A 25,838-nucleotide genomic window follows, 5' to 3' on the forward strand; every position below is an offset into this window, starting at 1 on the left:
CGGCCGACGCCCCGTTCAGCGCTGGACCGCGCACCCACCCCTCCGCGAGTAGCACCGGCATGCCCAGCAACCTCGATGTCCTCCTCGACCTGGCCGTCGCCCTGGCCGTCGGTCTGCTGATCGGCACCGAACGCGGCTGGAGTGCCCGCGACATCGACGATTCGCACCTGGCTGCCGGCATTCGCACCTTCGGCCTGACCGGCCTGCTCGGCGGCATGGCGGCGCTGTTCGGCGAGCAACTGGGCATGGCCGCCTGGATCGTCCTGTTGCTGGTGTTCGGCCTGCTGCTGGTGGCCGGCTACCTCGGCGACCTGCGCAACACCGGCGACCAAGGCATGACCAGCGAAATCGCCATGCTGCTGACCTTCCTGCTCGGCAGCCTGGCGCAGACCGAAGAGCACCAGGCGCTGGCCGCCGCCGGCGCGGTGGTGGTAGCCCTGCTGCTCAGCCTCAAGGAAGCCCTGCATACTACCCTGCGCCGGCTGACTGCCCAGGAACTGTCCGGCATGCTGAAGCTGCTGTTCATTTCCGTAGTGCTGCTACCGGTGCTGCCGAACCGGGGCTATGGGCCCTGGCAGGCGTTCAACCCCTACGAAACCTGGTGGATGGTGGTACTGATCGCCGCCATCGGCTTCGCTGCCTATATAGCGATCCGCCTGGTCGGTACCCGCCACGGACTGCTGCTCACCTCCCTGCTCGGCGGGATGGTGTCCTCCACCGCGATGACCCTGACCCTGTCCCGTCTGCACCGGGAGGTGCAACTGCACCGCCTGCTCGCCTGCGGCCTGCTGGCCACCTCGGCGCTGATGTTCCCGCGGGTGCTGCTGGAGGTCGGCGTGATCAACCCAGCCCTGCTCGGCAGCCTGCTCTGGCCGATGGGCGTCACCACCCTGGTCTATGCCGGGGGCGCCCTCTTTCATTACTACGGATCCAGACGAGAGTCGGCCACCGACGGCGAGCCGCCGTTGCAGAATCCCTTCGAACTGGGACCGGCGCTGCGCTTCGCCGCGCTGCTGGTGCTGATCCTCTTCCTGGTGGAGGCGGGCCGTTACTGGCTGGGCGATGCCGGAGTCTATCTGGTGGCGCTGCTGGCCGGACTGGCCGACGTGGATGCGATCACCCTGTCGCTGGCCCGCAACGCCCTGGGCGAGCTGGATAATCGGGTGGCAGTGCAGGGCATCTTTCTCGCCGCCATGAGCAACAGTCTGGTCAAGGGAGGACTGATCGCCATGGTCGGCGGTCCCCGACTAGCCCTGCTCAGCCTGCCGGTGATCGCTGCCGGCCTGCTCGCCGGACTGGCAACGCTCTGGCTGCAGTGAGGAAACTGCCGGCACTGGCCGGCCAGGACCGTACCAGCCGGCAGCCCTCTGGCGCTCACCGAGCAGCCGATTGGACAGATCGCCGGAAACCTCGCTGGGCAGGGAGTAACTGACTCTGCGGCAGGCTGGCGATCCTCCGAGCCGAGCCCTCAGGAGGGCGCGACGAGGCCGCCAAGCAGTCGCAGGGCCTCCTCCGAACCCTGGGCGGCCGCCTGCTCCAGCCAGTAGCGCCCCTGCTGCACCTCCAGCGGCCCCGCTTCGCAGTAATGACGGCCGAGCTCCAGCTGCGCCTGAATATCGCCAGCGCGTGCAGCCTGGCGCAACAGCTCGAGGCCAAAGCGACGATCGCGGGGAGTGCGGCAGTCGCGACAGAGCAGCCGACCAAGACGGCTCTGGGCAGCCACCACGCCCTGGCGCGCCGGCTGCTTGAGCAGATGTCCGGCGAAACGCTTGGCACTATGGGTCTTGCCGATACCCGGACTGTCCAGCAGCCAGGATGCCACCCTTACCGGCAGACGCATCTGGACACTGGCAGGCGAAGAGGACTGGACACGAATTCTCATGGCGAACAGCAGGCTATTTTGAGAAGGCGCGCACTGTACTCCTTTTTGCTGCCGAGTAAAGACTTGCCAAAGTATGACGAAGAAGCTCTACAGGCCTCACAAGGGAAATCCACAGAAGCTGTGGATAACACAGTGGACAACATTCTCTCATCTTTTCCAAGGGTTGATGCCTTCTGGGCTCGACTCGAACTGATGCTTTTTTCGCCAGACAAACTTCTTGATTTTCACCTAGTTAGATGCACTCATGAAGCTCATGAACAAGATGATCCGGGCCGAGCCGGAGGAACCTTGCCGGCATCTTTCATCGATTGGACACAAACGCACGCCTTGATCTTGCTCTGGCGGAGAGCCATCCTCGGCCGAAACCAGGCTTGCAAAGGAGCCCGCGGATGACGGCTCGCCATCCAGGATGGCGCAGCGCCGGACGTATCGTTTTGGTCGGTGCCGTCCTGATCGCCGTCCTGACCTACGGCCACCATTGCTGGCAGCAATTTCTGTACACCCAAGGCATCGAGCGGCTCGCCTGGCAAGGCTTGCGCGTCACCTTCAGCGGTCTCGTCCTGCAGCACCTGCACCTGAAGCAGCAACAGGTCGATGGTGGCCGCCTGCAGATCGTCGCCGAGCGCCTGGCACTCGACTGGCCCGCGCACGACGATCAGGGCTGGCAGCTGCCGCAGCTGCACATCGCCCATCTGGAACTGGACTGGCAGCCCCCGCCCTCCACCGGCGACTCGTCCGCGGCCGATCCCCAGAGGCTGCACGACCTGGCTGCCCTCCCCCGGACCCTGACGATCGATGCCTTCAACGTCACGCTGCCCTGCGCCACTGGACGCTGTCTCCTGCAGGGCTCACTGCAGGCACGCCATGCCGGCGCCCGTCTGTTGCCGGCCAGCCTCGAGCTGCGACTGCAGCACCAGGGACAGCGCCTGGCACTGCACGCCGATCTCGAGGGGCTCCCCGACCTCCAGGAACTGGCACTGCAGGCTCGCCTGCTGCTCAACGAGCAGCTGCGCGCCCGGCTTTCCACCACCTTGAGCAGCGAGGGCACGGAACAGGCCTGGCAAGGCGAGCTGGCCATGCCGGGCCTGCCCGAGGCCCCCTGGCTGCGGGACTGGCTCGGGCAGTGGCTGGGCGCCTTGCCGTCGGACGCCGCAGCGCCCCAGGCCATGCAGTTGGAGGCCGACTGGCAGCTCCGCTGGCCACAGGGTCCGCTGGAGCTGCAGCGACTACGCAAGGCGGCGCAGGGTGAGGTCCGTCTCCGCGTCCAACTGCCCGAGCCCTGGCCGCTGCCCGGGGTCGGCCTGCTGCAGGGCGATCTCGCCCTGGACCTGGCCGGCAACACAGGAGACTGGGTGCCGCGCCAGCTGCAGGCCGATCTCCGCCTGAGCCGGCCACAGGGCGCCTGGCTGGAGACGCTTCCCGAGCCCCTGCGTCCCGAGGCAATGCAGTTGCGGATCACGCCCCTCGCCGTCCGCTCCAGCAAGGCGTCGAACGACATGCCACACCTGCCGCTGGCCCTGCAGCTGCGCAGCCAGGGTCCGCTGCGGGCTTCACTGCAAGGCGAGCTGAACATCACGCCTCGGCTGCCCGACTGGCGTGCCGAGCTGAAGACCCTCGAGATCAAGCTCGAGGCAGCGCACCTGCAGTTTTCCGATAGCCACCTGAAACGGCTGAACGCCCGCCTGCTGCTGGCTGGCCGGCTCGATCACCAACGCCTGCAGCTGACCCTGAGCAAGGGCTCGCGCTTCAGCCTCGGGCAATTGGCCCTGGCCGAGCTGCGCCTGGAAGAACTGCAGGGCGAGCTGGCCGGCCTGGGCCTCAGTGCCGAACACGTCGATGGAGCGCTGCATGCCCAGCAGTTGAGCGGCCCGCTACACCTGCAGACATCGCGCCTGAAGCACCCCCGGCTGCAGACCCAGGGCTGGGACTGGCAGGGCCGCCTCGACGCCGGAGGCGAGCGCCAGCAGCTCAGCGGCATGCTGCGGGGCAAGCAGGGACTGGGCATGGACCTGCAGTTGCAGCGCACAAGCAATGGCGAACTGACCCTGGATGCCCGCCTGGTGGAAATCTTCCTGCGCGCCGGCAATCCCCTGGCTGCGACGCTGCTCGATTGGCCCACACGACTCGAACTGGACCAGGGCCGTCTACAGGGTAACGCCCACCTGCGGCTGCGTCCCGGCATGCCGCTGCGGGCCGAGCTGGAGCTACAACCCAAGGGCCTTGCTGGCATCTACGACCGCAGCGAGCTGAGCGGCCTGAGCGGCCGCCTGCTGGCACAACTGCACGGGCCACGCCTGGAGCTGCAGCTGGCCGGGCTGGAAGTGGCACGTCTCAACCCAGGCCTCCCGCTCGGCCCGCTGCGCCTGCACGGCCAATATTCGACAAGCCTGACGCAACCGCTGCACGGCCAGCTCGTCTGGCAGCAGGCAGAGCTCGCCCTGCTCGGCGGGCGTGCCTGGCTGGCACCCGCCAGCCGGGAATTGTCGACGGCTCAGACAGCCCTCACCGTGCAACTCGAAGGCCTGCAGCTCGGCGAGCTGTTCCGCCTCTACCCAGCCGAGGGACTGGCCGGACAGGGCAGCCTGGACGGACGCCTGCCGATGGTCATCGGACCGCCCGGCGTACGCATCGAGCAGGGCCGCCTGGCCAATCGGGGCCCCGGCGTGCTGCAGTTCCGCTCCGAAAAGATCCGCGCCCTAGGCCGTGCCAATCCGGCCATGCAACTGGTGGCTGAAGCGCTGGAGAACTTCCACTTCACCCGGCTGTCCAGCGACCTCGGTTATGATGAACAGGGCAAGCTGCGCATGGCCCTGCGCCTCGAAGGGCGCAATCCCAGCCTGGAAAAGGGCCGGCCGATCCATTTCAACATCAACCTGGAAGAGGATATTCCGGCCCTGCTGACCAGTCTGCAGCTCACCGACCGCGTCAGCGAAAGCATTCGCCGACGCGTGCAGCAAAGCCTGCGAAAGAACTCCGACGCCCCCTGACTGGAGAGACTCATGCGCCTGCACCACCTGCTCGCCGTCCCGCTGCTGGGCTTGCTGGTCGCCGCCTGTACACCAACGGTACAGCTGACCGTCCCCGACGAGCCGATCAACATCAACCTCAATGTGAAAATCCAGCACGAAATCTACGTCAAGGTGGACAAGGAGCTGGACGACATCATTGACAAGGATAGCGGCCTGTTCTGAGGACCCCCCATGAAAATCTGCACACGCATCGCAATCCTGCTGGTCGCCCTGGGCCTTGCCCTGCCGGCCCTGGCGATGAACCTCAACGAGGCGATGGGCGCCCTCTCCGGCGCCAAGACCCGCGGCCAGCTGGGCGAGATGCCCAACGGCTACCTCGGCGTGGTCAGCGCCAGCGCTCAGGCCGAGGAGATCGCCCGCCTGATCAACCAGGCGCGACGCGCCGAATACCAGCGCCTGGCCAGGGAAAACGGCATCCAACTAGGCGACGTGGAAGCCATCGCCGGGCAGAAGGCCCTGGAGAAGACTCCGAGTGGCCAGTACATCCAGCTCAACGGCAAGTGGATACGCAAATGAATCCCCCCAGCGAAGCCCCGCCGGCACTCGAGGCCGGCGACCTCGAGCAGATCACGGCAACTACCCTGCAGCACTATGCGGCATCCGCCGAAGCCTTCCGCGAGGGCACTCGCGACCACGACGTAAGCCAGAACATCGCCGCCCTGCTGCGCCACATCGAGGCGCCACCGCCCTTCGCCATCCTCGACTTCGGTTGCGGCCCGGGACGTGATCTCAAGACCCTCCGCGCCCTCGGCCACCAGCCCGTCGGGCTGGACGGCTGTCCCCGCTTCGTCGAAATGGCCCGCGCCGACTCGGGCTGCGAGGTCTGGCAGCAGGACTTCCTGCAGCTCGAGCTACCGGCCGAACGCTTCGACGGCATCTTCGCCAACGCCTCGCTGTTCCATGTTCCCGCCCAGGAATTGCCGAAGGTGCTCGGCAAGCTGTACGCCGCACTCAGGCCCGGTGGCGTGCTGTTCAGCTCCAACCCCCGCGGCCACAACCAGGAAGGCTGGAATGGCAACCGCTATGGCAGCTATCACGACCTCGATGCCTGGCGCCGCCACCTGAGCGCCGCCGGCTTCGTCGAACTCGAGCACTACTACCGCCCTGCCGGCCTGCCGCGCGACCAGCAGCCCTGGCTCGCCAGCGTCTGGCGCAAACCGAAGGCCTGACGACAGCAAGTCTCAGGGAATCAGCGCCGGCTGGCTGTTGCCCAGCCGACAGAAGGCGTTCGGCGACAGCCGGTGAGGCGACGGAAGAGCCGCGAAAATAGCAGGCTTGGAGAAGCCCGGCGGGCCGGGATATCGAGTGAGGCAGGCGGCCGTCGAGCCGCAACACTGGCGCATGACAATACCCGCTGCTGTTCGGGCCTTTTCCATCCAACCCTTGCCAAGCCGTCCTCCCATAATGGCAAAGTTACCCCTTGAAAAGATGAGGGAATGGCAACAACTACCCCTGAATCGTGATTCGTATACAATACGAAGGACTCTTCAGTAAGTGCCATCCTGTTACGAAACAGATTTCGTTTTTATGATGAAATCCAGCCAGGCCGACATGTATGAAACGGGTCCCCATGCCGACAACAGTCTAAAATAACGAAAACACGCGTTGTTGAAGCTCCGTTGCCCGATGAATATAACTTGTACCCCCATTCAAGGGATGAGCACTTACATCCATAAGGGTAACTTTTCCATGCTCAATGTTCAGAATTGACGGGTAAGCCCATTGAACTCACAGCAAATTACCGAAGCCGAAATGCGCGAAGCATTGGGTCTTGCACCAACAAAACCCGCCGCGGAGAAACGCAAGCATCCCTCCAGCTATATCCTGGTAGAGCTGAGTGTGCGCAAACTGAGCGGAGGCCCAGCCTTCCGGTTCGAATACAAGTCTCGCTCGCTCAGCACTCTGGAAGCAAAACTCGAAGCGGAAAAAGCCGTGCGCAAGAAAGGACTTGAAGTCTGGGCCGTGCTCGATGTCCGGCAGGTCAGCGAGTGAACCAGCAGACCTCTTGACCTTCCGAGGGCCACCGGACGGCCTGCCACTGGCAGCGCGGGAAAGATTGCCTGAGTGCCCGGACTGAAGCCCAAGCCCATTGACCGAGAGTCAGTTGAGGTTCGCCATAGCCCGCTCGAATTGAATAGAGAGCGGAGGAATTCTGCGCACCATAAAAAAGCCTTGCAGTTCGAAAACTGCAAGGCTTTTGAGTATGGCGGGGAGATAGGGATTTGAACCCTAGGTACCCTTGCGGATACAACGGATTTCGAATCCGTCCCGTTCGACCACTCCGGCATCTCCCCTGGGCGGCGCGCATGATACCAGCTTGAATGTCTTTGGCGAACCCCCGTACGGAATTTTTTGTGTGCTTTCAGGGAATTGACTCGCCCCGGCAAAATACCGCGACAAAGCGGCAGCCCTTTTTCTCAGCAGGCCAACCGAGTCAATGCCTCGCGGTACTTGTCGGCAGTTTTCTGGGCCACTTCGAGCGGCAATGTAGGTGCCGGTGGCTGCTTGTTCCAGCCGGTGGACTCCAGCCAGTCGCGCACGAACTGCTTGTCGAAGCTCGGCGGATTCTGCCCCTCCACATAGCTGTCGGCTGGCCAGAAACGACTGGAGTCCGGGGTCAGCACTTCATCCATGAGGGTCAGAGTGCCATTCTCGTCCAGGCCGAACTCGAACTTGGTATCGGCGATGATGATGCCCCGGGTAGCGGCGTATTCGACGGCGGCGCTGTACAGGGCGATGGCGGTGTCGCGTACCTTTGCCGCCAGCTCCTTGCCGATGATGGCTTCGCACTGCGCGAAGGTGATGTTTTCGTCATGATCGCCCACCGCCGCCTTGGTCGAGGGCGTGAAGATCGGCTGTGGCAGCCTGGCCGCCTCCCGCAGCCCGGCCGGCAAGGAGATGCCGCAGACGGTACCGCTCTTCTGGTATTCCTTCCAGCCGGAACCGGCAATGTAGCCACGCACGATGGCTTCCACCGCCACCGGCTTGAGGCGCTTGACGACCACGGCCCGCCCTTCGACCAGCGGCAGCTCGGCAGCCGGAACCACATCCTCGACCCGATCGCCGGTGAAATGGTTCGGCACCACGCCGGCCAGCTTGTCGAACCAGAAATTGGAGATGGCGGTGAGAATCTTGCCCTTGTCCGGAATCGGCTCGGCGAGGATCACATCGAAGGCCGACAACCGATCGCTGGCCACCATCAGCATGCGCTTGGCGTCGACTTCATAGAGATCGCGGACTTTGCCCGAATAGATCTTCTTCAGACTCAGGGTGGTGGTTGTGCTCATCGCGTCTTTCCGCCTTTATCAAACGAAACAGGCGAAACCGGAGAGGTTTCGCCCATCGATTCGTGCCATTGCCGAAGGATGGGTCGCAGAGAGCGATCCACCGGGCAGCCATTCAACCAAGGTGTTCCTGAAGCAGGCTCAGTACCCGGCGCGCCACCTCTTCCGGAGCAAAGGTATTCATATCCTTTTCCACCGTGACCTGGACGCCCTCCGCGACGCGGGTCAGGCGCACCTGATAGCGTTCGGCGCGCGCCTCCACGTCCTCCGGATCCTCGCCCCTGCCGAGCAGGCGCCCGAAAAAGCCCGGCTTCTCGTCCTTGTCGGCCTTCTCGGCGAGATTGATGTAGTACACGCCAAGGCTGCGGTTGATGTCGTCGACCCGCACATTGCCCATCTCCAAAGCGCGACCGACGCTCGACCAGGCCCGATCGAAGTCGGCATCCAGACTCAGGAAGGGATTGCCATTGCCGTCCTCGGAGAGACTGACACGGCTCGGCGCATCGAAGTCGCGGGCCGCCAGCAACGAAACCGAACCACCCTGCTCGGCGCTGCGCGCCAGGCTGGCAGTCATCTCGTCCAGCAGCGCGGCATCCAGGCCGGCATCGCCGCGACCAGCCGACCCGCCCAGGGAAGCGCTGCCGGACGGACGCAATGTGCTGCTCACGAAAATTTCGCTGGAGTTGCGCTGGACTCCTGGCTCGACACGCACACGTACCCGGATCTCGCCACTCGACGCCTGCTCGGAAGCGCGACCAGCCAGGCGCCGCGCCATGGGTGCGGACAGCGCATCGAGCGGTTGCCAGGCCGTGATGAACTCGCCGACCTGCAGACGCTCCTCGGCAATCCGAAAACCATTGTCCTCGAAAAACTGCCGAAGCATCGGCCAGATCTCCGCCGGCGCCCGCTGAGCCACGACCCAACGCGAGTCGCCACTCTGCTGCAGGCTGAATTCGCTGGCCTCCTGCGTGCTCCGCAACGCCTGCGGACGCGGCACATCGAAATCGCTGCCCCGCTGCGAGTCGGCCACGTTCAGCGGTACCTGCAGCAAGGGGTCGAGGCGACGGATCTCGACATTCGGCGGCAACTGCATCGGAGCAGTCTGGCGCGCATCGAGATAGTCGCTGCCACGGTCGCGGAAGTACCCCTCCTCCCCCCACAGCAAGCCGCAACCGCTGACGGAGGAAAAAATCACGGCAAGGGCGGAAAACCCGGCCAGTCGCTTCATGCGCAATGCTTCCTGATGATCAAGCCAGGGCGCCGACCTGGCGAAGAGCTTGGCGCAGCGGTTCATGGCAACTGGAGCTCAGCCAGGTCAGCGGCAGGCGAATGCCCTCGGGAATCAGGCCCATCTCGTGCAGCGCCCATTTCACGGGAATCGGGTTGGACTCCAGGAACAGAGCCTTGTGCAGCGGCATCAGACGCTCGTTCATCGCCCGGGCGATAGCCGCCTCACCACGCATGGCCGCGGCACAGAGGTCGCTCATGGCGCGCGGAACGACGTTGGCAGTCACCGAGATATTGCCCTTGCCGCCCATCAGGATGAGTTCGACGGCGGTGGGATCATCGCCCGAATAGACGAGGAAGTCCTTGGCCACACGCGCCAGCACTTCGCGGCCACGCTCCAGGTTGCCGGTCGCCTCCTTGATGCCGATGATGTTCGGCACCTTGGAAAGGCGTTCCACGGTTTCCGGCAACATGTCGCAGACGGTGCGTCCGGGTACATTGTAGAGAATCTGCGGAATCGCCACGGCTTCGGCGATTGTGCGAAAGTGCTGATACAGGCCTTCCTGGGTCGGCTTGTTGTAGTAGGGGGTCACCAGCAGGCAGGCGTCGGCGCCAACGCTCTTGGCGTTCGCCGTCAGCTCGATTGCCTCGCGGGTACAATTGGCACCGGTACCGGCAATCACCGGGATCCTGCCGTTGACCTGATCGACCACGCGACGGATGACTTCGACATGCTCGGCGACGTCCAGAGTCGCGGATTCGCCCGTGGTACCGACCGCGACGATGGCGTTGGTACCCTCTTGCAGGTGGAAGTCCACGAGCTTGCCCAGGCCGTCCCAGTCCAGACCGCCCTGCGCATCCATGGGGGTGACCAGAGCCACCATGCTGCCCGCAATCATGCAACCACTCCTGCCGGAAAAATGAGTCGTAATGGTACTGTCGCCATCTGCCTTGTACAAGTTGACCACAAAGGCCAAGCATTCCCCTCGGCGCCGCTTTTCGTTACCCTTCCGGCTTTGCTCGGCGCCTCTTGCGACGACGGTCCATCGTTTAGGAAAGCTGCATGTCCACCCCTCCCGTTCGCGAACAGTTCCTCGTCATCAGCGTTCTCGGCAGCGCCCCCATGGAGCTGACCAACGTGCTGTGCCGTGCCAGCCAGGAAAGCCGCTGCTCGGTTGTCAGCACCCGCCTGACTCGCCATGGAGAAGTCTGCGCCCTGGTCGTGCAGGTGGCCGGCAGCTGGGACGGACTGGCGCGCATGGAAACCGGCCTGCCGACTCTGGCCAAGCGCCACGACTTCACCTACAACCTGACCCGCAGCTTGCCCCTGGACAATCGACCGCAGGCGCTGCCCTATGTCGCCTATGTCAGCGCAGCCTATCGCCCGGACATTCTCGCCGAGCTCTGCCAGTTCTTCATCGACCACCGCGTCGAACTGGAAAACCTTACCTGCGACACCTACCAGGCACCGCAGACCGGCGGCACCATGCTCAACGCCACCCTGACCGTCACCCTGCCGGCCGGCACCCAGATCAGCTGGCTGCGCGACCAGTTCCTCGATTTCGCCGATGCCCTGAACCTCGATGCGCTGATCGAGCCCTGGCGCCCCCAGAACCCCTAAGGAGCCCCCATGCCCGTCGCCTTCGAGCAGCCCGTCCCCGACTTCCAGGCCCAGGCAACCAGTGGCCGGCTGGTTTCGCTCGCCGAACTCAGGGGCCGACAGGTGGTGCTGTACTTCTATCCCAAGGACAGCACTCCGGGCTGCACCACCGAAGGCCAGGACTTTCGCGATCGCCATGACGAATTCCAGGCGGCCAATACGCTGGTCTTCGGCGTCTCCCGCGACGGGTTGAAATCCCACGAGAACTTCAAGAGCAAGCAGGCCTTCCCTTTCGAACTGATCTCCGACAAGGATGAACGGCTGTGCCAGCTGTTCGAGGTGATCAAGCTGAAGAAACTCTATGGCAAGGAATACCTGGGCATCGACCGCAGCACTTTCCTGATCGACAGGAATGGTGTGCTGCGCCAGGAATGGCGCGGCATTAAGGTCCCGGGCCACGTCGATGCCGTGCTGGCCGCCGCCCAGGCCTTGAATCAGGCCGGGTGAGCGCCGCCAGAGTGACGAACACCCGTCATGCCTTGCGCAGCCAATAGCGGAAGAAGCTGCCTTCAGCCTCCTCACGGAGCAGGCAATGACCGGCCAGCCTGGCGAAGGCACGGAAGTCCCGTTGCGAACCGGGATCCGTCGCAATCACCTTGAGCACCGCCCCGGAAGGCAGACGGTTCAGCTCCAGCTTGGCCTTGAGCAAGGGCAGCGGGCAATTCAGACCGCTGGCATCCAACTCGGCGTCGCAGGCATCGGCCTGCCATTCGGCATCAGTCATAGGGCTCTCCAGAAAAGGCCCCAAGGATAACCAAGCCGGCAAAGACCTGACCAGTCGCCTGCCAGGTGCGCCCAATGACGTCCGCGCGCCTAAACTTGAATGGATACAGCAATGCCTTTGAACGTCAGAACCTGCCGCATGAATCTCCTGCGCCCCAGCCTCTTCGCCCTCGCCTGCCTGCTCGCGCCCCCCGGCACGGCCAGCGACCTGCCATCGTTGGGCGATGCCAGTTCGGCCATCGTATCTCCCGAGCAGGAACACCAGCTTGGCCGGGCCTGGCTCAGCCTGCTGCGCGGACAGGTTCCCCACCTGTCCGATGCGCAACTGAAGGACTACGTGGAAACCAGCGTCTACCGCCTGAGCGAAACCAGTCAGCTGCAGGACCGGCGCCTGGAGTTCGTCCTGCTCGACAGCCCGCAGCTGAACGCCTTTGCCGCGCCCGGCGGCATCATCGGCGTGAATGGCGGCCTGTTCCTCTACGCACAGACCGAGGCCGAATACGCCGCCGTGCTGGCCCACGAACTGGCGCACCTCTCGCAGCGCCACTTTGCTCGCGGACTCGAAGCCCAGCAGCGCCTTCAGCTCCCCATGATGGCCACCATGCTTGCCGGCATCATCGCCGCCGCAGCAGGAGCTGGCGATGCCGGCATGGCGGCGATCGCCTCCAGTCAGGCGGCAGCGATGCAGGAAATGCGGCGCTTCTCCCGCCAGAACGAGCAGGAGGCCGACCGCATCGGCCTGCTCAACCTGGAAAAGGCCGGCTACGATCCACGCGCCATGCCGAGCATGTTCGAACGCCTGATGCGCCAGTACCGTTATGACGCCAAGCCGCCGGAATTCCTCCTGACCCACCCGGTCACCGAATCGCGCATCGCCGACACCCGCAACCGCGCCGAGCAATACCGTCCCGGCGGCCGTCAGGACGACCACCGTTACCAGCTGATGCGCGCCCGTGTACAGCTCGTCTACGAACAGACCTCCGGCATGGCGGTGAAGCGCTTTCGCGCCCTGCTCGATGAAAATCCGAAATCCGTCGCTGCGCGCTACGGCCTGAGTCTGGCCCTGACCAAAAGCGGCCAGCTCAACGAAGCCCGGGAAGTGCTGCTGCCGCTGCTGGACAAGGCGCCCAATGATATCGACTACAATCTCGCCGCGGTCGCCCTGGACATCACGGCCAACCGTATTCAGGAAGCCGAAATGCGGGTCAAGCGCCTGCTTGCCCTGTACCCGGGCAACTACCCGCTGCGACAGACCCAGGCCGACCTGCTGCTCAAGCAGAACCAGCCGGCGGCAGCGGAGAAAGTGATCAGCCAGTTGCTCGCCAGCCGCCCCGAGGACCCGGACATTTGGTATCTGGCCGCCGAAGTCCGCGGCCTGTCCGGCGACATCGTCGGCGTGCACCAGGCCCGCGCCGAGTACTTCGCACTGGTCGGCAACTACGATCAGGCCATCGAGCAACTGGACTTCGCCAAGCGCCGCGCCAGCGGCAACTTCCAGCTGGCCGCGCGCATGGATGCCCGGCAGCGGGCCCTGAAGGAAGAAAAGAAGATGATCGAGGAAATGCTGCGCTGATTGGGCGGCAGGAAGGAAAAAGCCCGGCGAGTATCCCCGCCGGGCTTGCCCCTTTTCAGCATGAACGCCTGCAGTTCTGCTCAGGCATTGCCGGCCTGCTTCAGACGGGCGGCATGGGTGAAGTCGAGCATGCGCGCGAGCGGCTTGACCGCCCGCGGGATCAGCGCCGGATCGACGAAGATCTCGTTGGTACCGCCACGCAGACTCGCCAAGGTACGCTCGAGAGTGTTCATCGCCATCCACGGGCAGTGCGCACAGCTGCGGCAGGTCGCCCCGCTCCCTGCCGTGGGCGCCTCGACGAAGCGCTTGTCCGGACAGAGCTGCTGCATCTTGTAGAAGATGCCGCGATCGGTGGCGACGATGAAGGTCGAATTGGGCAGCACCTGGGCGGCCTTGATCAGCTGACTGGTCGAACCCACCGCATCGGCCAGCTCGATCACCGCCTCCGGGGACTCCGGGTGAACCAGCACGGCAGCGTCGGGATAGAGCTGCTTCATGTCGAGCAGCTGCTTGGCCTTGAACTCTTCATGGACAATGCAGGCGCCGTCCCAGAGCAGCATGTCGGCACCGGTTTCACGCTGGATGTAGCGACCCAGATGGCGATCGGGCGCCCAGATGATCTTTTCGCCGTTGTCCATCAGGCTTTCGACGATCTCCAGGGCGCAGCTGGAAGTGACCACCCAGTCGGCCCGCGCCTTGACTGCCGCCGAGGTATTGGCATAGACCACCACGGTGCGCTCCGGATGCTGGTCGCAGAAGGCGGAAAACTCCTCCAGCGGACAGCCCAGATCCAGCGAACAGGTGGCCTCCAGAGTCGGCATCAGTACGCGCTTTTCCGGATTGAGGATTTTCGCCGTCTCGCCCATGAAGCGCACGCCAGCGACAAGCAGCGTCTGCGCCGGATGCTGGCTGCCGAACCGAGCCATTTCCAAAGAGTCGGCAACACAGCCACCGGTTTCCTCGGCCAGCGCCTGCAGTACCGGGTCACAATAGTAGTGAGCTACCAGTACGGCATTCTGCCTGTGCAACTCGGCAGCGATCTCGCGGCGGTAATAGGCCTCCTCCTCGGCACTCAGCGGCTTGATCTGCTTGGCATCGAGGTGAGCCTGGACAAGGAAGCGTTCGGAAATATACGTCATATTCGCTGGACCTGCAGGCACGTGCGCGGAGAGCGAGTATATCACCTGCAACCCTGCGACAGAGGGCAGCGCAAATGATGGAAAGGATTCGCCGGGAGGTCAGTACGCTCGAGGACAAGCAGAGAGAAATCCGCCTCAGACTTGCGCATCGATCATTCGCCACGCACTGAGCCCGGCAGGCTCACGACCTGGTCCGACTCAGACGTCTGGCATTCCCCACTGCCCGTTTATGTAGTGGAGCCATGCCCTTGCCCAGCACACCCAGCATGGCGGACTGATATGCCTGCGCCGACTTGAACCACGCATCCTTTCCGCCCAGCATCGGATTCCAAACCTTCATCAGCGAAAAGGCGAGCTCCTGGCTGGCATGGAACATCTGCAGGTGCATGGCCATCCAGGACTCGCTGAAGGCAGCCATCTTTTCCAGCCCCATCAAACGAAACTCGCGTCGCTCCCTGGCAGACGGATTCACCCCAGCCATGGCCATACGAGCCATGCGCTGAACAACCACTTGAGGCACCGCCACTGCAAGCTCGACGGCCTGCCTGGAAACACGATTCGTTCGACGATGAACTCGAGCCATACTGTCCTCCAGCAATCGGGTCATGACAGGCATCCAGCGACCGCCCGCAATACGCCACAGGCAATCCAAGAGCGACAACCTGGAACTCTGCTGGAAAAACAGTATAGAAAACCTGTCCGGCCGGAGAACTCATCTCAAACAACAGATGATCAGCCAGAACACAACTTCGGAACACAGAAACAAAGATCCAGGCTGCGCCTGAAATAGACGAAGCACTCATCTCGGCAAGGTCGAGCGCCTTTACCACTACCGATGAGTGAATCGAAAGAAAGGATGGTGGGTCGTGTAGGATTCGAACCTACGACCAATTGGTTAAAAGCCAACTGCTCTACCGACTGAGCTAACGACCCAACGCGAGGCGTATAATACTGATTTATCTCAGAATTTCAACACCCTCTCAAAAAAACTCAAATATAACGGGTAGGGTCGGCAACGCCGGCTGCAGCGAAGCCTGCCGCCCTCAAGCGACAGGAGTCGCACTTGCCACAGGCACGGCCCTCCTCATCGGCCTGATAGCAGGACACAGTCAATCCATAATCGACCCCGTGGCGCAGACCGACCTGAATGATCTCGGCCTTGCCGAGATTCTGCAGCGGCGCCTGAATATGGAAACTCCGCCCTTCCACACCGGCCTTGGTCGCCAGGTTGGCCAGCCGCTCGAAGGCCTCGATGAAAGCGGGGCGGCAATCCGGATAGCCTGAGTAATCCACCGCATTGACGCCAATGAAGATCTCATGCGCTTCCAGCACTTCGGCCCAGCCCAGCGCCAGCGCGAGGAACACGGTATTGCGCGCCGGCACATAAGTGACCGGAATGCCCTCGCCAGGGGCTTCCGGCACCGCGATCGAGGAATCGGTCAGCGCCGAGCCACCGATGCCATCGAGATTCAAGCCGATCACCTTGTGCTCCACCACACCAAGCTGACGGGCCACCCGCTCGGCAGCCCGCAGCTCGGCACGATGACGCTGGCCATAATCGAAGCTCATGCTGTAGCAGGCATAACCCTCAGCCCGGGCCAAGGCCAGCACAGTGGCGGAGTCGAGACCGCCGGACAGCAGGATGACCGCTTTCTTCTCACTCATTTCGTATCGTCTCGCTAGGGCTTGCAAGGCCGAGACCTCCAGCTGGCGGGAAACACCATCGCTCAGCGTCCCTGAGCATCGTTCCAGAGGATCTTGTGCAACTGCAGCTGCAGGCGCACCGGCAGGTTGTCGGCAACGATCCAGTCTGCCAGTTCCCGGCCGTCCAACTGACCATGGCTGGGCGAGAACAGCACTTCTCCGGCACGTTCATCCAGGCGATATTCGATCAGCTTGGAAACCGCCCAATCATAATCCTGGCGGGAGCAGAGCACGAACTTCACCTGATCGTTGCGGGTCAGCAGGGCCAGGTTCTCGTAGCGGTTGCGGGCGACTTCCCCCGAGCCCGGCGTCTTCAGGTCGAGCACCCGACTCACCCGACCATCCACGGCCGAGACATCGAAGGCCCCGCTGGTTTCCAGGGAAACCTCGTAGCCCGCATCGCAAAGCCGGCGTAGCAGCGCAATGCCATTCGGCTGGGCCAGCGGCTCGCCACCAGTGACACAGACATAACGAGGCTTGTAGCCAGCCACGCGCTCGAGGATCGCAGACAAGGAGAGAATCTCTCCGCCGCTGAAGGCGTAGGTGGTATCGCAATAATGACAGCGCAGGGGGCAGCCGGTGAGGCGCACGAATACCGTCGGCAAGCCGGCGGTACGCGTCTCCCCCTGCAACGAGTAGAAGATCTCGGTAATTCGCAGGGTTTCTTGCATATCAGCCACGGGCGTGACGGCGAAACAGGCCATCCGCCTCCGTTGCGGGAAATAGGGGACGTGGATTTTAACGAAAAAACCCGCGACAGGCGCGGGTTTAGATGGCGGGCTTCAGCGCAGATTCTGCAGATCGCGCTGAGCCAGCTGGGCTGCCGAACTGCCGGGGTACTGGGCAATGACCTGCTGCAGGGCAGACCTCGCCTTTTCCGTATTGCCCAGGCGACGCTCGACGTCCGCCAGCTTGTACAGCGAATCGGGCACCTTGGGGTGTTTCGGGTAGTTCTGGCTGACCCGGGCGAAGGCCTGCCCCGCGCCCTGCAGGTCACCCTTGGCCAGATTCACCTCACCCAGCCAGTACTGTGCATTGCCAGCGTATTGGCTGTTCGGATATTTGCGCAGGAAGGCGGTGAATGCCTGGCTGGCCTTGTCGAAATCCTTGGCCTTGATCAGGTCGAAGGCCGCATCGTAATACAGCTTTTCCTTTTCAGGATCGGCAGGCCCGCCGCTCGCAGGGGCCTCGGTGGCCGGCGACACAGGGAGTGAGCCGGCATCGATGGCCCCAGCGGGAACGTTCTGCTGCTGAGCCGGGGCGCTTGCGCCCGCGGACAGACGGCTGTCGAGATCCTGATAGCGATCCAGGCTTTCCTGCTTCAGACGACGGATCTCGTACTGCTGCTCCTCGACCATGCCACGCAGACGCGAAACCTCGTCCTGCAGCTGCTGCAACTGCAGGAACATTTCGCCCTGTGCCGAGGTCGGCGTAGTCATCCGTCCCCCGGCATAGGCACCGCTCGCGTCCTGTATCGCCTGCGGGTAACCGTTACTGGCATAACCATAACCGGCAGAGTTATCCACCACGGGGGCCTCTGCCCAGGCTGCGAGCGGCAGACTGAGCACCAACAGGGACATGACACGGCGGTACTGGTTCATGGCGAATTACTTGCGCAGTTCGACGCGACGGTTCTGCGCCCAGGACTGCTCGTCGGCACTGCCGGCGGCAGGACGCTCCTCACCGTAGGAAACCAGCTCCAGCTGGGCCGGGGAAACCCCCTGCAGCACCAGGTAGCGCTGGACGGCCTTGGCGCGACGCTCACCCAGAGCCATGTTGTATTCGCGGGTACCGCGCTCGTCGGTATGGCCTTCCAGCACAACGCGAGCGCCATTGCCCTTCAGATCCCCGGCATGCACGTCAAGGGCACGCATAGCTTCCGGCTTCAGGTCGGAGCTGTCGTACTCAAAGTAGAAGGTGGTGATGGCGCGCAGAGAAGCCGCATCGCCGCCCATACTGCCGTCGTAAGAGCCGGAACCGGAGCCGGAGCCATAGCCAGAGGTACCGGCACCGTAGCCTGCATTCGGGTCAACGCCGCCATTCGCGCCGGCGCCTTCCCCGGAAGCGTCGCCGCCCTTGGAAGAACAGCCAACGGCAACCGCCATGGCCAGCGCCAGCGCGGCGAATTTACCGAATTTCAGCATTTGCATGATGGAACTCCTAAAGGAAGCTCAGGTGTTGTGTGAGGTTGTTGGTTTGGTTTGGAATGTCGTATCAGTTCAGGTAGGGAGACCAGGACGGCTCGCGAACTTCACCTTGCGCGGTAGGAAGCGGGAGCCTGACCCTGCCGTTGATCGACGCAAGCATCAAGACTCCCCGGCCCTGCTGACGGGTGGCGTAGATTAGCATGGTGCCATTGGGCGCGACAGTGGGCGACTCGTCCAGACTGGTCTCCGACAGCACGCGCAGGCTGCCGCGCTCGAGGTCCTGGGCAGCCACCTTGAAGTTGGTGTAACCCTCCTGCCGGTGGATCATCACCAGGGTCTTCTCGTCGGCCGACAACTTCGGGTTGGCGTTGTAGTTACCGACGAAGGTCACCCGCTCAGCTCCGCCACCGATAGTCTGCCGGTAGATCTGCGGCTTGCCGGCACGGTCGGAGGTGAAATAGAGGGTCTGGCCATCCGCGCCCCAGAAAGGCTCGGTGTCGATGCCTAACTGGTTGGTGACCCGCTGTAGCTGCCGGCTGGCCAGGTTCATCACGTAGATCTCCGGGTTGCCGTCCTTGGATAGCACGAAGGCCAGGCGGGAACCATCCGGCGAGAAGGCCGGCGCGCCGTTGAGCCCCTCGAAGTTGGTGATCTGCTCGCGGCGACCAGTATCGACGTGCTGGATGAAGATGCGAGGACGCTTCTGCTCGAAGGAGACGTAGGCGATGCGCCGGCCATCGGGCGCAAAGCGCGGCGACAGGATCGGCTCGCGCGACTGCAGCAGGGTCACCGCCCGCGCCCCGTCATAGTCGGAGCGCTGCAGGGTATAGCGGGTACCCCCCCCCATGTGCTCGGCGGTGACGTAGAGCAGACGTGTGGAGAAGGCCCCCTTGATGCCGGTGAGCTTCTCGAACGCCTGGTCGGCGATGTAGTGGGCCATGTCGCGCACCTGGTCGCCGCTGCCGCTGACGGTACCGGTCAGCACCTGCTGCTCGGTGGCCACATTCATCAATGCATACTGCACCTGCAGTCGCCCGCCGGCCGGGACTATGCTGCCGACCAGCACATACTGGGCGCCCAGCGCCGTCCAGTCGCGGTAGATGATCTCGCCGGCGCTGCTCGGCTGGCTGATCATGTTCTGCCGGGGAATCGGCTCGAAGACCCCCGAGTTGCGCAGGTCGTTGCCGACGATCTCGGCCATGTCGTCGCTCATCACGCTACCGCCCTGCCAGCCGAAGGGCACTACGGCGATCGGCGTGGCACGCGCGGTACCGCTGGTCACCACCAGCGGATCGGCCGCCTGGGCGATGCCGGCCAGCAAGGCCAGGCCGAGCAGGGCAAGACGAATCAGGGTATTCACAGATCCAAATCCTCAGGTTTGAAAATCATGCGCCGCTGCCGGTATTTACTGTCGAAGGTGGCACGATCCACTTGCCGCAACTCCGGGATCCTGCCCACATTGCGCACTGCGGCGACGGCTGAATTGTCGAAGGGCGCGTCCCCACTGGAACGGGTCACCCGTGCATTGGTTATGGTGCCATCCGGCAGCATCTGGATCAGCACCTCTACGCTCATTCCATTACGGGCCGACGGTGGCCGGCGCCATTGCTGGCTGACCAGACTGACGATGAGATCATCGAAACTGCCGGCGACCTGATCGCCCTGGCTTTCGGCCAGGGCCTGCTGTCGCTCCGTGGTATCGGAAAGCAGTTCGGCCAGGGCCTGAGCCTTCTTGTCCTCGGCAGCCTTGCGTGCAGCCTCCGCTGCAGCTTTCTTCTTGGCTTCCTCGGCCGCCGCCTTCTTCTTCGCTTCCTCTGCTGCCTTCTTCTTGGCGTCCTCGGCAGCCGCCTGCTTCTTCGCTTCCTCTGCTGCCTTCTTCTTGGCTTCCTCGACAGCCGCCTGCTTCTTCGCTTCCTCTGCTGCAGCCTTCTTCTTGGCTTCCTCTGCTGCCTTCTTCTTGGCTTCCTCGGCAGCCGCCTGCTTCTTCGCTTCCTCTGCAGCCTTCTTCTTGGCCTCCTCGGCAGCCGCCTGCTTCTTCGCTTCCTCTGCAGCCTTCTTCTTGGCCTCCTCGGCAGCCGCCTGCTTCTTCGCTTCCTCTGCAGCCTTCTTCTTGGCCTCCTCGGCAGCCGCCTGCTTCTTCGCTTCCTCTGCAGCCTTCTTCTTGGCCTCCTCGGCAGCTGCCTGCTTCTTCGCCTCTTCCGCGGCTTTCTGCCTGGCCGCTTCGGCCATGGCCAGTTTCTTCGCCTCTTCCGCTGCCTTTTGCTTGGCGGCCTCGGCGGCGGCCTGCTTCTTCGCCTCTTCGGCAGACTTCTGCTTGGCGGCCTCGGCAGCAGCCTGCTTCTTCGCCTCTTCGGCAGACTTCTGCTTGGCAGCCTCGGCGGCGGCCTGCTTCTTCGCCTCTTCGGCAGCCTTCTGGTTGGCGGCCACGGCGGCGGCCTGTTTCGCCGCTTCCGCCCTTCGAGCTTCCTCGGCTTTCCTTTGTTCCGCCGCCTTGGCCACAGCCAGTTGCTGCTGCTCGATCTTCTTCTGCTCCATCTGCTCGACTTCATATTGACGAGCAGCGGTTTTCTGCGCCTCTCCAGCAATTTTCTGGTTGGTCTGGGTGGTTGCCCGGCTCTGCGATTTCATTTGATAGAGCGTGGCCTGGACTATCGGCCTGGCCGGCGGCAACTCCGGCGCCATGGAGAAGCTGACGAACAGCATGGCGAAGACGAGGAGGTGCAGTCCGACCGCCAGCACGACCGGCCAGAAATAGCTTTCCGAGGAAGAGCGCTCGCGCCGTTGCATCAGGGAGCCTCGGTGATCAGCCCGACATTACCCACGTCGGCCCCTTGCAGGCCGCCCATCAGGGCCATGACTGCCCCGTAGTCGACGGATTTGTCGCCGCGCACGAAGACCTGTACCTGCTTACCCTGGCTGCGGGCCTGGGCGATGATCTTGCCCACCGCATCGACCAGCTCGTCCAGCTTCTGGGCGGTGTCCTGCGCGGTCTCGGTATCCACCTCGCTGCCCATGTTCCAGTAGTAGCTCTTGTCGGCCTTGATGGAGATGGTCAGTATCTGCGCCTTGTTGTCCTGCGGCAGCACCTCGCTGGACACCTTGGGCAGGTCGACCTTGACGCCCTGGTTGAGCATCGGCGCGGTCACCATGAAGATCACCAGCAGCACCAGCATCACGTCGATATAGGGCACCACATTCATCTCGGCGACCGGCTTGCGCCTGTTGCGAATTCTCGCCATCAGCTAAGGCCTCATGCGTCCGAAGTGTGCACCTTGCGATGCAGGATTGCCTGGAACTCGTCGGCGAAGGTGTAGTAGCGGGCGATCAGCATCTCCCCGCGCGCGGCAAAGCGGTTGTAGGCGATGACCGCCGGAATCGCAGCGAACAGGCCGATGGCAGTGGCGATCAGCGCCTCGGCGATCCCCGGCGCCACGGTGGAGAGTGTCGCCTGCTGCACCTGGGCCAGCCCGCGGAAGGAGTTCATGATCCCCCAGACGGTGCCGAACAGGCCGATGTAGGGACTGGTGGAACCCACGGTGGCGAGGAACGGCAGGCTCTGCTCGAGCTTTTCCTCCTCGCGGGAGATCGCCACGCGCATGGAGCGGGACACCCCCTCCATCACCGCATCCGGAACAACCCCGGACTGCTGGCAGAGGCGGGAGAACTCCTTGAAGCCGGCACGAAAGATCCGCTCGAGGCCGGAGTCCGGGTCCGGCTCGCTGCCTGCCTGGCGATAGAGCTTGGCCAGATCGATGCCCGACCAGAAGCGCTCCTCGAAGGCATCCAGGGACTTCCTGGCGGCGCGCAGCATGTTGCCGCGCTGGAAAATCATGATCCATGAGGTGACCGAGGCGGCCACCAGGGTGAGCATGACCAACTGCACCACCAAGCTGGCATTGCTGATCAGGCTCCACATGGACATATGGTCAACGGCGTTGGCTTCCACGCTTACTCTCCTGCTGAAGATGGACCCGGGCCCGCCAGGGCGGCCCGCAGCGCTTCGGGAAGGGCCCGGGGTTTCAAACTGTCGGCGCGCACACAGGCCACCAGAACCCGTCCCTCGCAAAGCAGCGCATCATCCACGGCGCGCCGTACCTGCTGATGAAAGCGCAGGCTGGCGCGGCTCAATTCGCATACCTCGGCACTCACCAGCAGCTCGTCGTCCAGCCGCGCCGGCGCGAAATAGCGCGCCTCGCTGGAATGCACAACGAACAGCAGGCCCTCCTCCCCCGCCAGCCGGGACTGGAAGAGGCCCAGCGCGCGCAGCCGCTCGGTACGAGCCCGCTCCATGAATTTGAGGTAGTTGACGTAATAGACGATGCCGCCGGCGTCGGTGTCCTCGTAATACACCCGACAGCGATGGATGAACGGCGATACTCCGCTTTGCGCGCGCATACTCTAGTGCCAGCCCTCGAGGTTGCCAATCGGATGGAAAAACAATTTCCCCTCACTCGTCGTCAGTCGGCTCGCCGGCGAGCGGATTGACTGTTGCAGCCTCCATCCGGGCAGGCAGGTTCAGGCCGAAATGCAGATAGGCATGGCGCGTGACCACCCGCCCGCGCGGGGTGCGCATCATGTAGCCCTGCTGGATGAGGTAGGGCTCGAGGACATCCTCGATGGTATGCCGCTCCTCGCTGATCGCCGCCGCCAGGCTGTCCACGCCGACCGGACCACCATCGAACTTCTCGATCAGGGTCAGCAGCAGGCGCCGGTCCTGATGGTCGAAGCCGCGCTCGTCGACATCCAGGAGATTCAGCGCCAGGTTGGCGATCTGCCGGGTGATGCGCCCTTCTCCGCGCACCTGGGCGAAGTCCCTCACCCGGCGCAGCAGGCGGTTGGCGATGCGCGGCGTGCCGCGCGCACGACGGGCGATCTCGAAGGCGCCCTCGGCCTCGATCGGCAGGCCGAGAATACCGGCGGAACGGCTGACGATGGTCGATAGATCGGCGACGGAATAAAACTCCAGGCGCTGCACGATGCCGAAGCGGTCGCGCAGCGGATTGGTCAGCATGCCGGCACGGGTGGTGGCGCCGACCAGGGTGAACGGCGGCAGGTCGAGCTTGATCGAGCGCGCGGCCGGCCCCTCGCCGATCATGATGTCGAGCTGGAAGTCCTCCATGGCCGGATAGAGCACCTCCTCGACGACGGGCGAGAGACGGTGGATCTCGTCGACGAACAGCACATCCCCGGATTCGAGATTGGTCAGCAGCGCAGCGAGATCGCCGGGCCGCTCCAGCACCGGACCCGAGGTGCTCTTCAGCGACACCCCCATCTCCTGGGCGATGATGTTGGCCAGGGTGGTCTTGCCCAGCCCCGGCGGACCGAAGATCAGCGTGTGGTCCAGCGCCTCGCTGCGCCCGCGCGCAGCCTGGATGAACAGCTCCATCTGCTCGCGCACCACCGGCTGGCCGATGTAATCGGCCAGCCTCAGCGGGCGGATGGCGCGGTCCTGCTGCTCCTCGCGGTCGCGGCTGGTCGCGGTGATCAGACGATCGGCTTCGATCATTTAGGCCATTCCCCGCAACGCCCGGCGGATCAGTTCTTCGCTGCTCAAACCTTCCTCCTGCACGGCGGCGACCGCACGACTGGCCTCCTGCGGCTTGAAGCCGAGAGCGACCAGCGCGCTCAGCGCATCGCTTTCCGCATTTGTGACCATGGTGCCTAGCTGTGGCTCCAGCGTCAGCGGAGCGATGGCCGGCAAATCTTCCCAGGCCTTGAAACGATCCTTGAGCTCGACCAGCAGGCGCTCGGCGGTCTTCTTGCCCACGCCGGGCACCCGGGTCAGCGCCTTGGTATCGCCAGCCTGCACGCAACGCACCAGCTCGTCCACCTCCAGGCCGGACATCAGCGCCAGCGCCAGCTTGGGGCCGACGCCATTGAGACGAATCAGCTCGCGGAACAGCTCGCGCTCGCGTTTTTCGCAGAAGCCGTAGAGCAGATGGGCATCCTCGCGCACCACCAGATGGGTGTGCAGGGTGACCGGTTCGTTCAGCGACGGCAGGCGATAGAGGGCGCTCAGCGGCACCTCGACCTCATAGCCGACGCCATTGACTTCCACGAGCAGGTACGGTGGCTGCTTCTCCGCCAGGGTACCGCGCAAACGTCCGATCAAGATCCGCTTTCCTTATTCACAAACGCAACCGCCCGCCCCGTCGCCTGGCGCCATCCAGACCATGGGGAATCAGGCTCTGCCGGTGGTGAGCATGACACAGGGCGATGGCCAGGGCATCGGAGGCATCGATCTGCGGCTTCTGTACCAGTCTGAGCAGGTGCATCACCATCATCTGCACCTGCTGCTTGTCCGCCCTGCCGCTGCCGACGATGGCCTGCTTGACCTGGGTGGCGGTGTACTCGGCAATCTCGAGGCCCGCCTCCGCCGCCGCGACGATCGCCGCGCCGCGGGCCTGACCGAGCTTCAGGGCAGAGTCGGCATTGCGCGCCATGAACACCTGCTCGATGCCCATGGTCACCGGGCCGTGACTGCGGATGATCTCGGTCACGCCGCGATACACCGCCTGCAGGCGCTCGGGCAAAGGACCACTGCCGGTTCGGATGCAGCCGGAGGCAATGTATTCGCAGCCACGCCCGCTGTCGCGCACCACGCCGAAGCCGGTGATCCGCGAGCCGGGGTCGATACCCAGGATAAGCGTCATGAGAAGGCCGCCCGCAGCCGACGCGGAGCCCTTGCTTCAGGCGGCATGCTCGTCGTCAGCCGAGCTGCTCCATGATCTCGTCGGGAATCTCGGCGTTGTGGTAGACGTTCTGCACGTCGTCCAGGTCCTCCAGCATGTCGATCAGCTTGAGTACCTTCTGCGCGGTTTCCAGATCGGCGATCGGTGCGGTGATCGAGGGGATCATCGCCACTTCCGCCTCGTCGCCCTTGAAACCGGCGGCGGTCAGCGCCTCGTTGACGCCATGGAAGTCAGCGAAGCTGGTGAACACGTCCACCGAGCCATCGTCGTTGCTGACGATATCGTCGGCACCGGCCTCCAGCGCCGCCTCCATCAGGGCCTCCTCGTTGATGCCCGGAGCGAAGCTGATCTGGCCCTTGCGCTCGAACATGTAGGCCACCGAGCCGTCGGTACCCAGGTTGCCGCCGCACTTGCTGAAGGCATGACGCACTTCGGCGGCGGTGCGGTTGCGATTGTCGGTCATCGCCTCGATGATGATCGCCACGCCGCTCGGCGCGTAGCCTTCGTAGCTCAGCTCGGCCATGTTGTCGGCTTCGCTGGAGCCAGCGCCGCGGGCGATGGCACGGTCGATGGTGTCACGGGTCATGTTGGCGGTCAGCGCCTTGTCCACCGCCAGGCGCAGGCGCGGGTTGTCCGCCGGGACGCCGCCACCGTGCTTGGCCGCCACGGTCAGCTCGCGGATCAGCTTGGTGAATATCTTGCCCCGCTTGGCGTCCTGACGCTCTTTGCGGTGCTTGATGTTGGCCCATTTGGAATGACCAGCCATAACTCGCTCCGT

At 63.8% G+C, this 25,838-nt stretch carries 29 protein-coding genes and 2 tRNA genes; 9 read left to right on the forward strand and 22 right to left on the reverse strand.

Annotation, left to right across the window (positions count from 1 at the left end; translation table 11 throughout):
- The first annotated feature begins 59 nt into the window (after positions 1-59).
- The gene (locus ACG10_RS14400) at positions 60-1,319 is read left to right on the forward strand and encodes an MgtC/SapB family protein (protein ID WP_089168727.1); all 1,260 of its coding nucleotides are present in this window, start codon (positions 60-62) and stop codon (positions 1,317-1,319) included.
- A gap of 149 nt (positions 1,320-1,468) precedes the next feature.
- Here ACG10_RS14400 and ACG10_RS14405 read toward each other — a convergent pair whose 3' ends face one another.
- Complete coding sequence (locus ACG10_RS14405) at positions 1,469-1,840, reverse strand: tetratricopeptide repeat protein (protein ID WP_232487117.1); 372 nt, start codon at positions 1,838-1,840, stop codon at positions 1,469-1,471.
- Between the two features lie 431 nt (positions 1,841-2,271).
- Here ACG10_RS14405 and ACG10_RS14410 point away from each other — a divergent pair, with 431 nt between their 5' ends.
- The 5 genes from ACG10_RS14410 (at position 2,272) to ACG10_RS14430 (ending at position 6,903) form a co-directional block, all read left to right on the forward strand.
- Entirely contained in the window at positions 2,272-4,869 is a 2,598-nt protein-coding gene (locus ACG10_RS14410; protein WP_089168728.1) for a YdbH domain-containing protein, read from the forward strand.
- Between the two features lie 12 nt (positions 4,870-4,881).
- Positions 4,882-5,073 (forward strand): YnbE family lipoprotein, encoded by a 192-nt coding sequence (locus ACG10_RS14415; protein ID WP_089168729.1) that lies wholly within the window; start codon positions 4,882-4,884, stop codon positions 5,071-5,073.
- A gap of 9 nt (positions 5,074-5,082) precedes the next feature.
- Complete coding sequence (locus ACG10_RS14420; protein ID WP_089168730.1) at positions 5,083-5,427, forward strand: YdbL family protein; 345 nt, start codon at positions 5,083-5,085, stop codon at positions 5,425-5,427.
- Positions 5,424-6,080 carry a class I SAM-dependent DNA methyltransferase gene (locus ACG10_RS14425; RefSeq protein ID WP_089168731.1) on the forward strand — a complete coding sequence of 219 codons (657 nt, stop codon included), beginning with the start codon at positions 5,424-5,426 and terminating at the stop codon, positions 6,078-6,080. The genes ACG10_RS14420 and ACG10_RS14425 overlap by 4 nt, the downstream gene beginning before the upstream one ends.
- Positions 6,081-6,663: 583 nt before the next feature.
- Positions 6,664-6,903: a hypothetical protein gene (locus tag ACG10_RS14430; protein WP_039802914.1), complete on the forward strand. Its 240-nt coding sequence runs from the start codon at positions 6,664-6,666 to the stop codon at positions 6,901-6,903.
- 212 nt (positions 6,904-7,115) lie between these two features.
- Here the strand turns inward: ACG10_RS14430 and ACG10_RS14435 are convergent.
- The 4 genes from ACG10_RS14435 to dapA all read right to left on the reverse strand — a co-directional run bounded on the left by ACG10_RS14435 (position 7,116) and on the right by dapA (position 10,321).
- Positions 7,116-7,205: transfer RNA gene (locus ACG10_RS14435), tRNA-Ser, on the reverse strand.
- A 123-nt stretch (positions 7,206-7,328) separates the two neighbouring features.
- A complete protein-coding gene (locus ACG10_RS14440) occupies positions 7,329-8,198 on the reverse strand; it encodes a phosphoribosylaminoimidazolesuccinocarboxamide synthase (RefSeq protein ID WP_089168732.1) in 870 nt (289 codons plus the stop codon).
- A gap of 112 nt (positions 8,199-8,310) precedes the next feature.
- Positions 8,311-9,423, reverse strand: coding sequence for an outer membrane protein assembly factor BamC (gene bamC, locus ACG10_RS14445; protein WP_089168733.1), 1,113 nt, complete (start codon positions 9,421-9,423; stop codon positions 8,311-8,313).
- A 19-nt stretch (positions 9,424-9,442) separates the two neighbouring features.
- Positions 9,443-10,321, reverse strand: a complete 879-nt coding sequence (dapA, locus tag ACG10_RS14450; RefSeq protein WP_089168734.1) for a 4-hydroxy-tetrahydrodipicolinate synthase — start codon at positions 10,319-10,321, stop codon at positions 9,443-9,445.
- A gap of 164 nt (positions 10,322-10,485) precedes the next feature.
- On the opposite strand from dapA, the gene ACG10_RS14455 reads away from it, so the two are divergent.
- Together ACG10_RS14455 and ACG10_RS14460 are read left to right on the forward strand one after the other, a co-directional pair.
- Positions 10,486-11,043, forward strand: a complete 558-nt coding sequence (locus ACG10_RS14455) for a glycine cleavage system protein R (RefSeq protein ID WP_089168735.1) — start codon at positions 10,486-10,488, stop codon at positions 11,041-11,043.
- A gap of 9 nt (positions 11,044-11,052) precedes the next feature.
- The gene (locus tag ACG10_RS14460) at positions 11,053-11,529 is read left to right on the forward strand and encodes a peroxiredoxin (protein ID WP_089168736.1); all 477 of its coding nucleotides are present in this window, start codon (positions 11,053-11,055) and stop codon (positions 11,527-11,529) included.
- A gap of 25 nt (positions 11,530-11,554) precedes the next feature.
- Here ACG10_RS14460 and ACG10_RS14465 read toward each other — a convergent pair whose 3' ends face one another.
- Positions 11,555-11,806, reverse strand: a complete 252-nt coding sequence (locus ACG10_RS14465; protein WP_089168737.1) for a sulfurtransferase TusA family protein — start codon at positions 11,804-11,806, stop codon at positions 11,555-11,557.
- A 138-nt stretch (positions 11,807-11,944) separates the two neighbouring features.
- Here ACG10_RS14465 and ACG10_RS14470 point away from each other — a divergent pair, with 138 nt between their 5' ends.
- Entirely contained in the window at positions 11,945-13,378 is a 1,434-nt protein-coding gene (locus tag ACG10_RS14470; protein ID WP_165493844.1) for a M48 family metalloprotease, read from the forward strand.
- 80 nt (positions 13,379-13,458) lie between these two features.
- On the opposite strand, the gene nadA is transcribed toward ACG10_RS14470, so the two are convergent.
- The 16 genes from nadA to ACG10_RS14555 all read right to left on the reverse strand — a co-directional run bounded on the left by nadA (position 13,459) and on the right by ACG10_RS14555 (position 25,826).
- Complete coding sequence (gene nadA, locus ACG10_RS14475) at positions 13,459-14,517, reverse strand: quinolinate synthase NadA (RefSeq protein WP_089168738.1); 1,059 nt, start codon at positions 14,515-14,517, stop codon at positions 13,459-13,461.
- 181 nt (positions 14,518-14,698) lie between these two features.
- A complete protein-coding gene (locus ACG10_RS24475; RefSeq protein WP_232487118.1) occupies positions 14,699-15,124 on the reverse strand; it encodes a polyhydroxyalkanoate granule-associated phasin in 426 nt (141 codons plus the stop codon).
- A 250-nt stretch (positions 15,125-15,374) separates the two neighbouring features.
- Positions 15,375-15,450, reverse strand: a tRNA-Lys gene (locus ACG10_RS14490).
- 57 nt (positions 15,451-15,507) lie between these two features.
- The gene (queC, locus tag ACG10_RS14495) at positions 15,508-16,182 is read right to left on the reverse strand and encodes a 7-cyano-7-deazaguanine synthase QueC (protein ID WP_089168740.1); all 675 of its coding nucleotides are present in this window, start codon (positions 16,180-16,182) and stop codon (positions 15,508-15,510) included.
- 62 nt (positions 16,183-16,244) lie between these two features.
- Positions 16,245-16,892, reverse strand: a complete 648-nt coding sequence (gene queE / locus ACG10_RS14500) for a 7-carboxy-7-deazaguanine synthase QueE (protein WP_089169900.1) — start codon at positions 16,890-16,892, stop codon at positions 16,245-16,247.
- A 111-nt stretch (positions 16,893-17,003) separates the two neighbouring features.
- On the reverse strand, positions 17,004-17,822 hold the full coding sequence (gene ybgF, locus ACG10_RS14505) for a tol-pal system protein YbgF (RefSeq protein ID WP_089168741.1): 819 nt from the start codon (positions 17,820-17,822) through the stop codon (positions 17,004-17,006).
- A 6-nt stretch (positions 17,823-17,828) separates the two neighbouring features.
- Positions 17,829-18,371, reverse strand: a complete 543-nt coding sequence (gene pal, locus ACG10_RS14510; protein ID WP_089168742.1) for a peptidoglycan-associated lipoprotein Pal — start codon at positions 18,369-18,371, stop codon at positions 17,829-17,831.
- Between the two features lie 64 nt (positions 18,372-18,435).
- Positions 18,436-19,728, reverse strand: a complete 1,293-nt coding sequence (tolB, locus tag ACG10_RS14515) for a Tol-Pal system beta propeller repeat protein TolB (RefSeq protein ID WP_089168743.1) — start codon at positions 19,726-19,728, stop codon at positions 18,436-18,438.
- On the reverse strand, positions 19,725-21,155 hold the full coding sequence (gene tolA, locus ACG10_RS14520; protein WP_089168744.1) for a cell envelope integrity protein TolA: 1,431 nt from the start codon (positions 21,153-21,155) through the stop codon (positions 19,725-19,727). The genes tolB and tolA overlap by 4 nt, the downstream gene beginning before the upstream one ends.
- On the reverse strand, positions 21,155-21,607 hold the full coding sequence (gene tolR / locus ACG10_RS14525; protein ID WP_039802887.1) for a protein TolR: 453 nt from the start codon (positions 21,605-21,607) through the stop codon (positions 21,155-21,157). Before tolR ends, tolA begins: the two co-directional genes overlap by 1 nt.
- An 11-nt stretch (positions 21,608-21,618) precedes the next feature.
- Positions 21,619-22,314 (reverse strand): protein TolQ, encoded by a 696-nt coding sequence (tolQ, locus tag ACG10_RS14530; protein WP_089168745.1) that lies wholly within the window; start codon positions 22,312-22,314, stop codon positions 21,619-21,621.
- 2 nt (positions 22,315-22,316) lie between these two features.
- Positions 22,317-22,763, reverse strand: a complete 447-nt coding sequence (gene ybgC, locus ACG10_RS14535) for a tol-pal system-associated acyl-CoA thioesterase (RefSeq protein ID WP_039802883.1) — start codon at positions 22,761-22,763, stop codon at positions 22,317-22,319.
- Positions 22,764-22,815: 52 nt separating this feature from the next.
- A complete protein-coding gene (gene ruvB / locus ACG10_RS14540) occupies positions 22,816-23,874 on the reverse strand; it encodes a Holliday junction branch migration DNA helicase RuvB (RefSeq protein ID WP_089168746.1) in 1,059 nt (352 codons plus the stop codon).
- Complete coding sequence (ruvA, locus tag ACG10_RS14545; protein ID WP_089168747.1) at positions 23,875-24,480, reverse strand: Holliday junction branch migration protein RuvA; 606 nt, start codon at positions 24,478-24,480, stop codon at positions 23,875-23,877.
- A gap of 16 nt (positions 24,481-24,496) precedes the next feature.
- Positions 24,497-25,021 carry a crossover junction endodeoxyribonuclease RuvC gene (ruvC, locus tag ACG10_RS14550; RefSeq protein ID WP_039802876.1) on the reverse strand — a complete coding sequence of 175 codons (525 nt, stop codon included), beginning with the start codon at positions 25,019-25,021 and terminating at the stop codon, positions 24,497-24,499.
- A gap of 55 nt (positions 25,022-25,076) precedes the next feature.
- On the reverse strand, positions 25,077-25,826 hold the full coding sequence (locus ACG10_RS14555) for a YebC/PmpR family DNA-binding transcriptional regulator (RefSeq protein ID WP_089168748.1): 750 nt from the start codon (positions 25,824-25,826) through the stop codon (positions 25,077-25,079).
- Positions 25,827-25,838: the final 12 nt, after the last annotated feature.

It is taken from the genome of Azotobacter chroococcum (genome assembly GCF_002220155.1).
GTDB lineage: Bacteria > Pseudomonadota > Gammaproteobacteria > Pseudomonadales > Pseudomonadaceae > Azotobacter > Azotobacter chroococcum.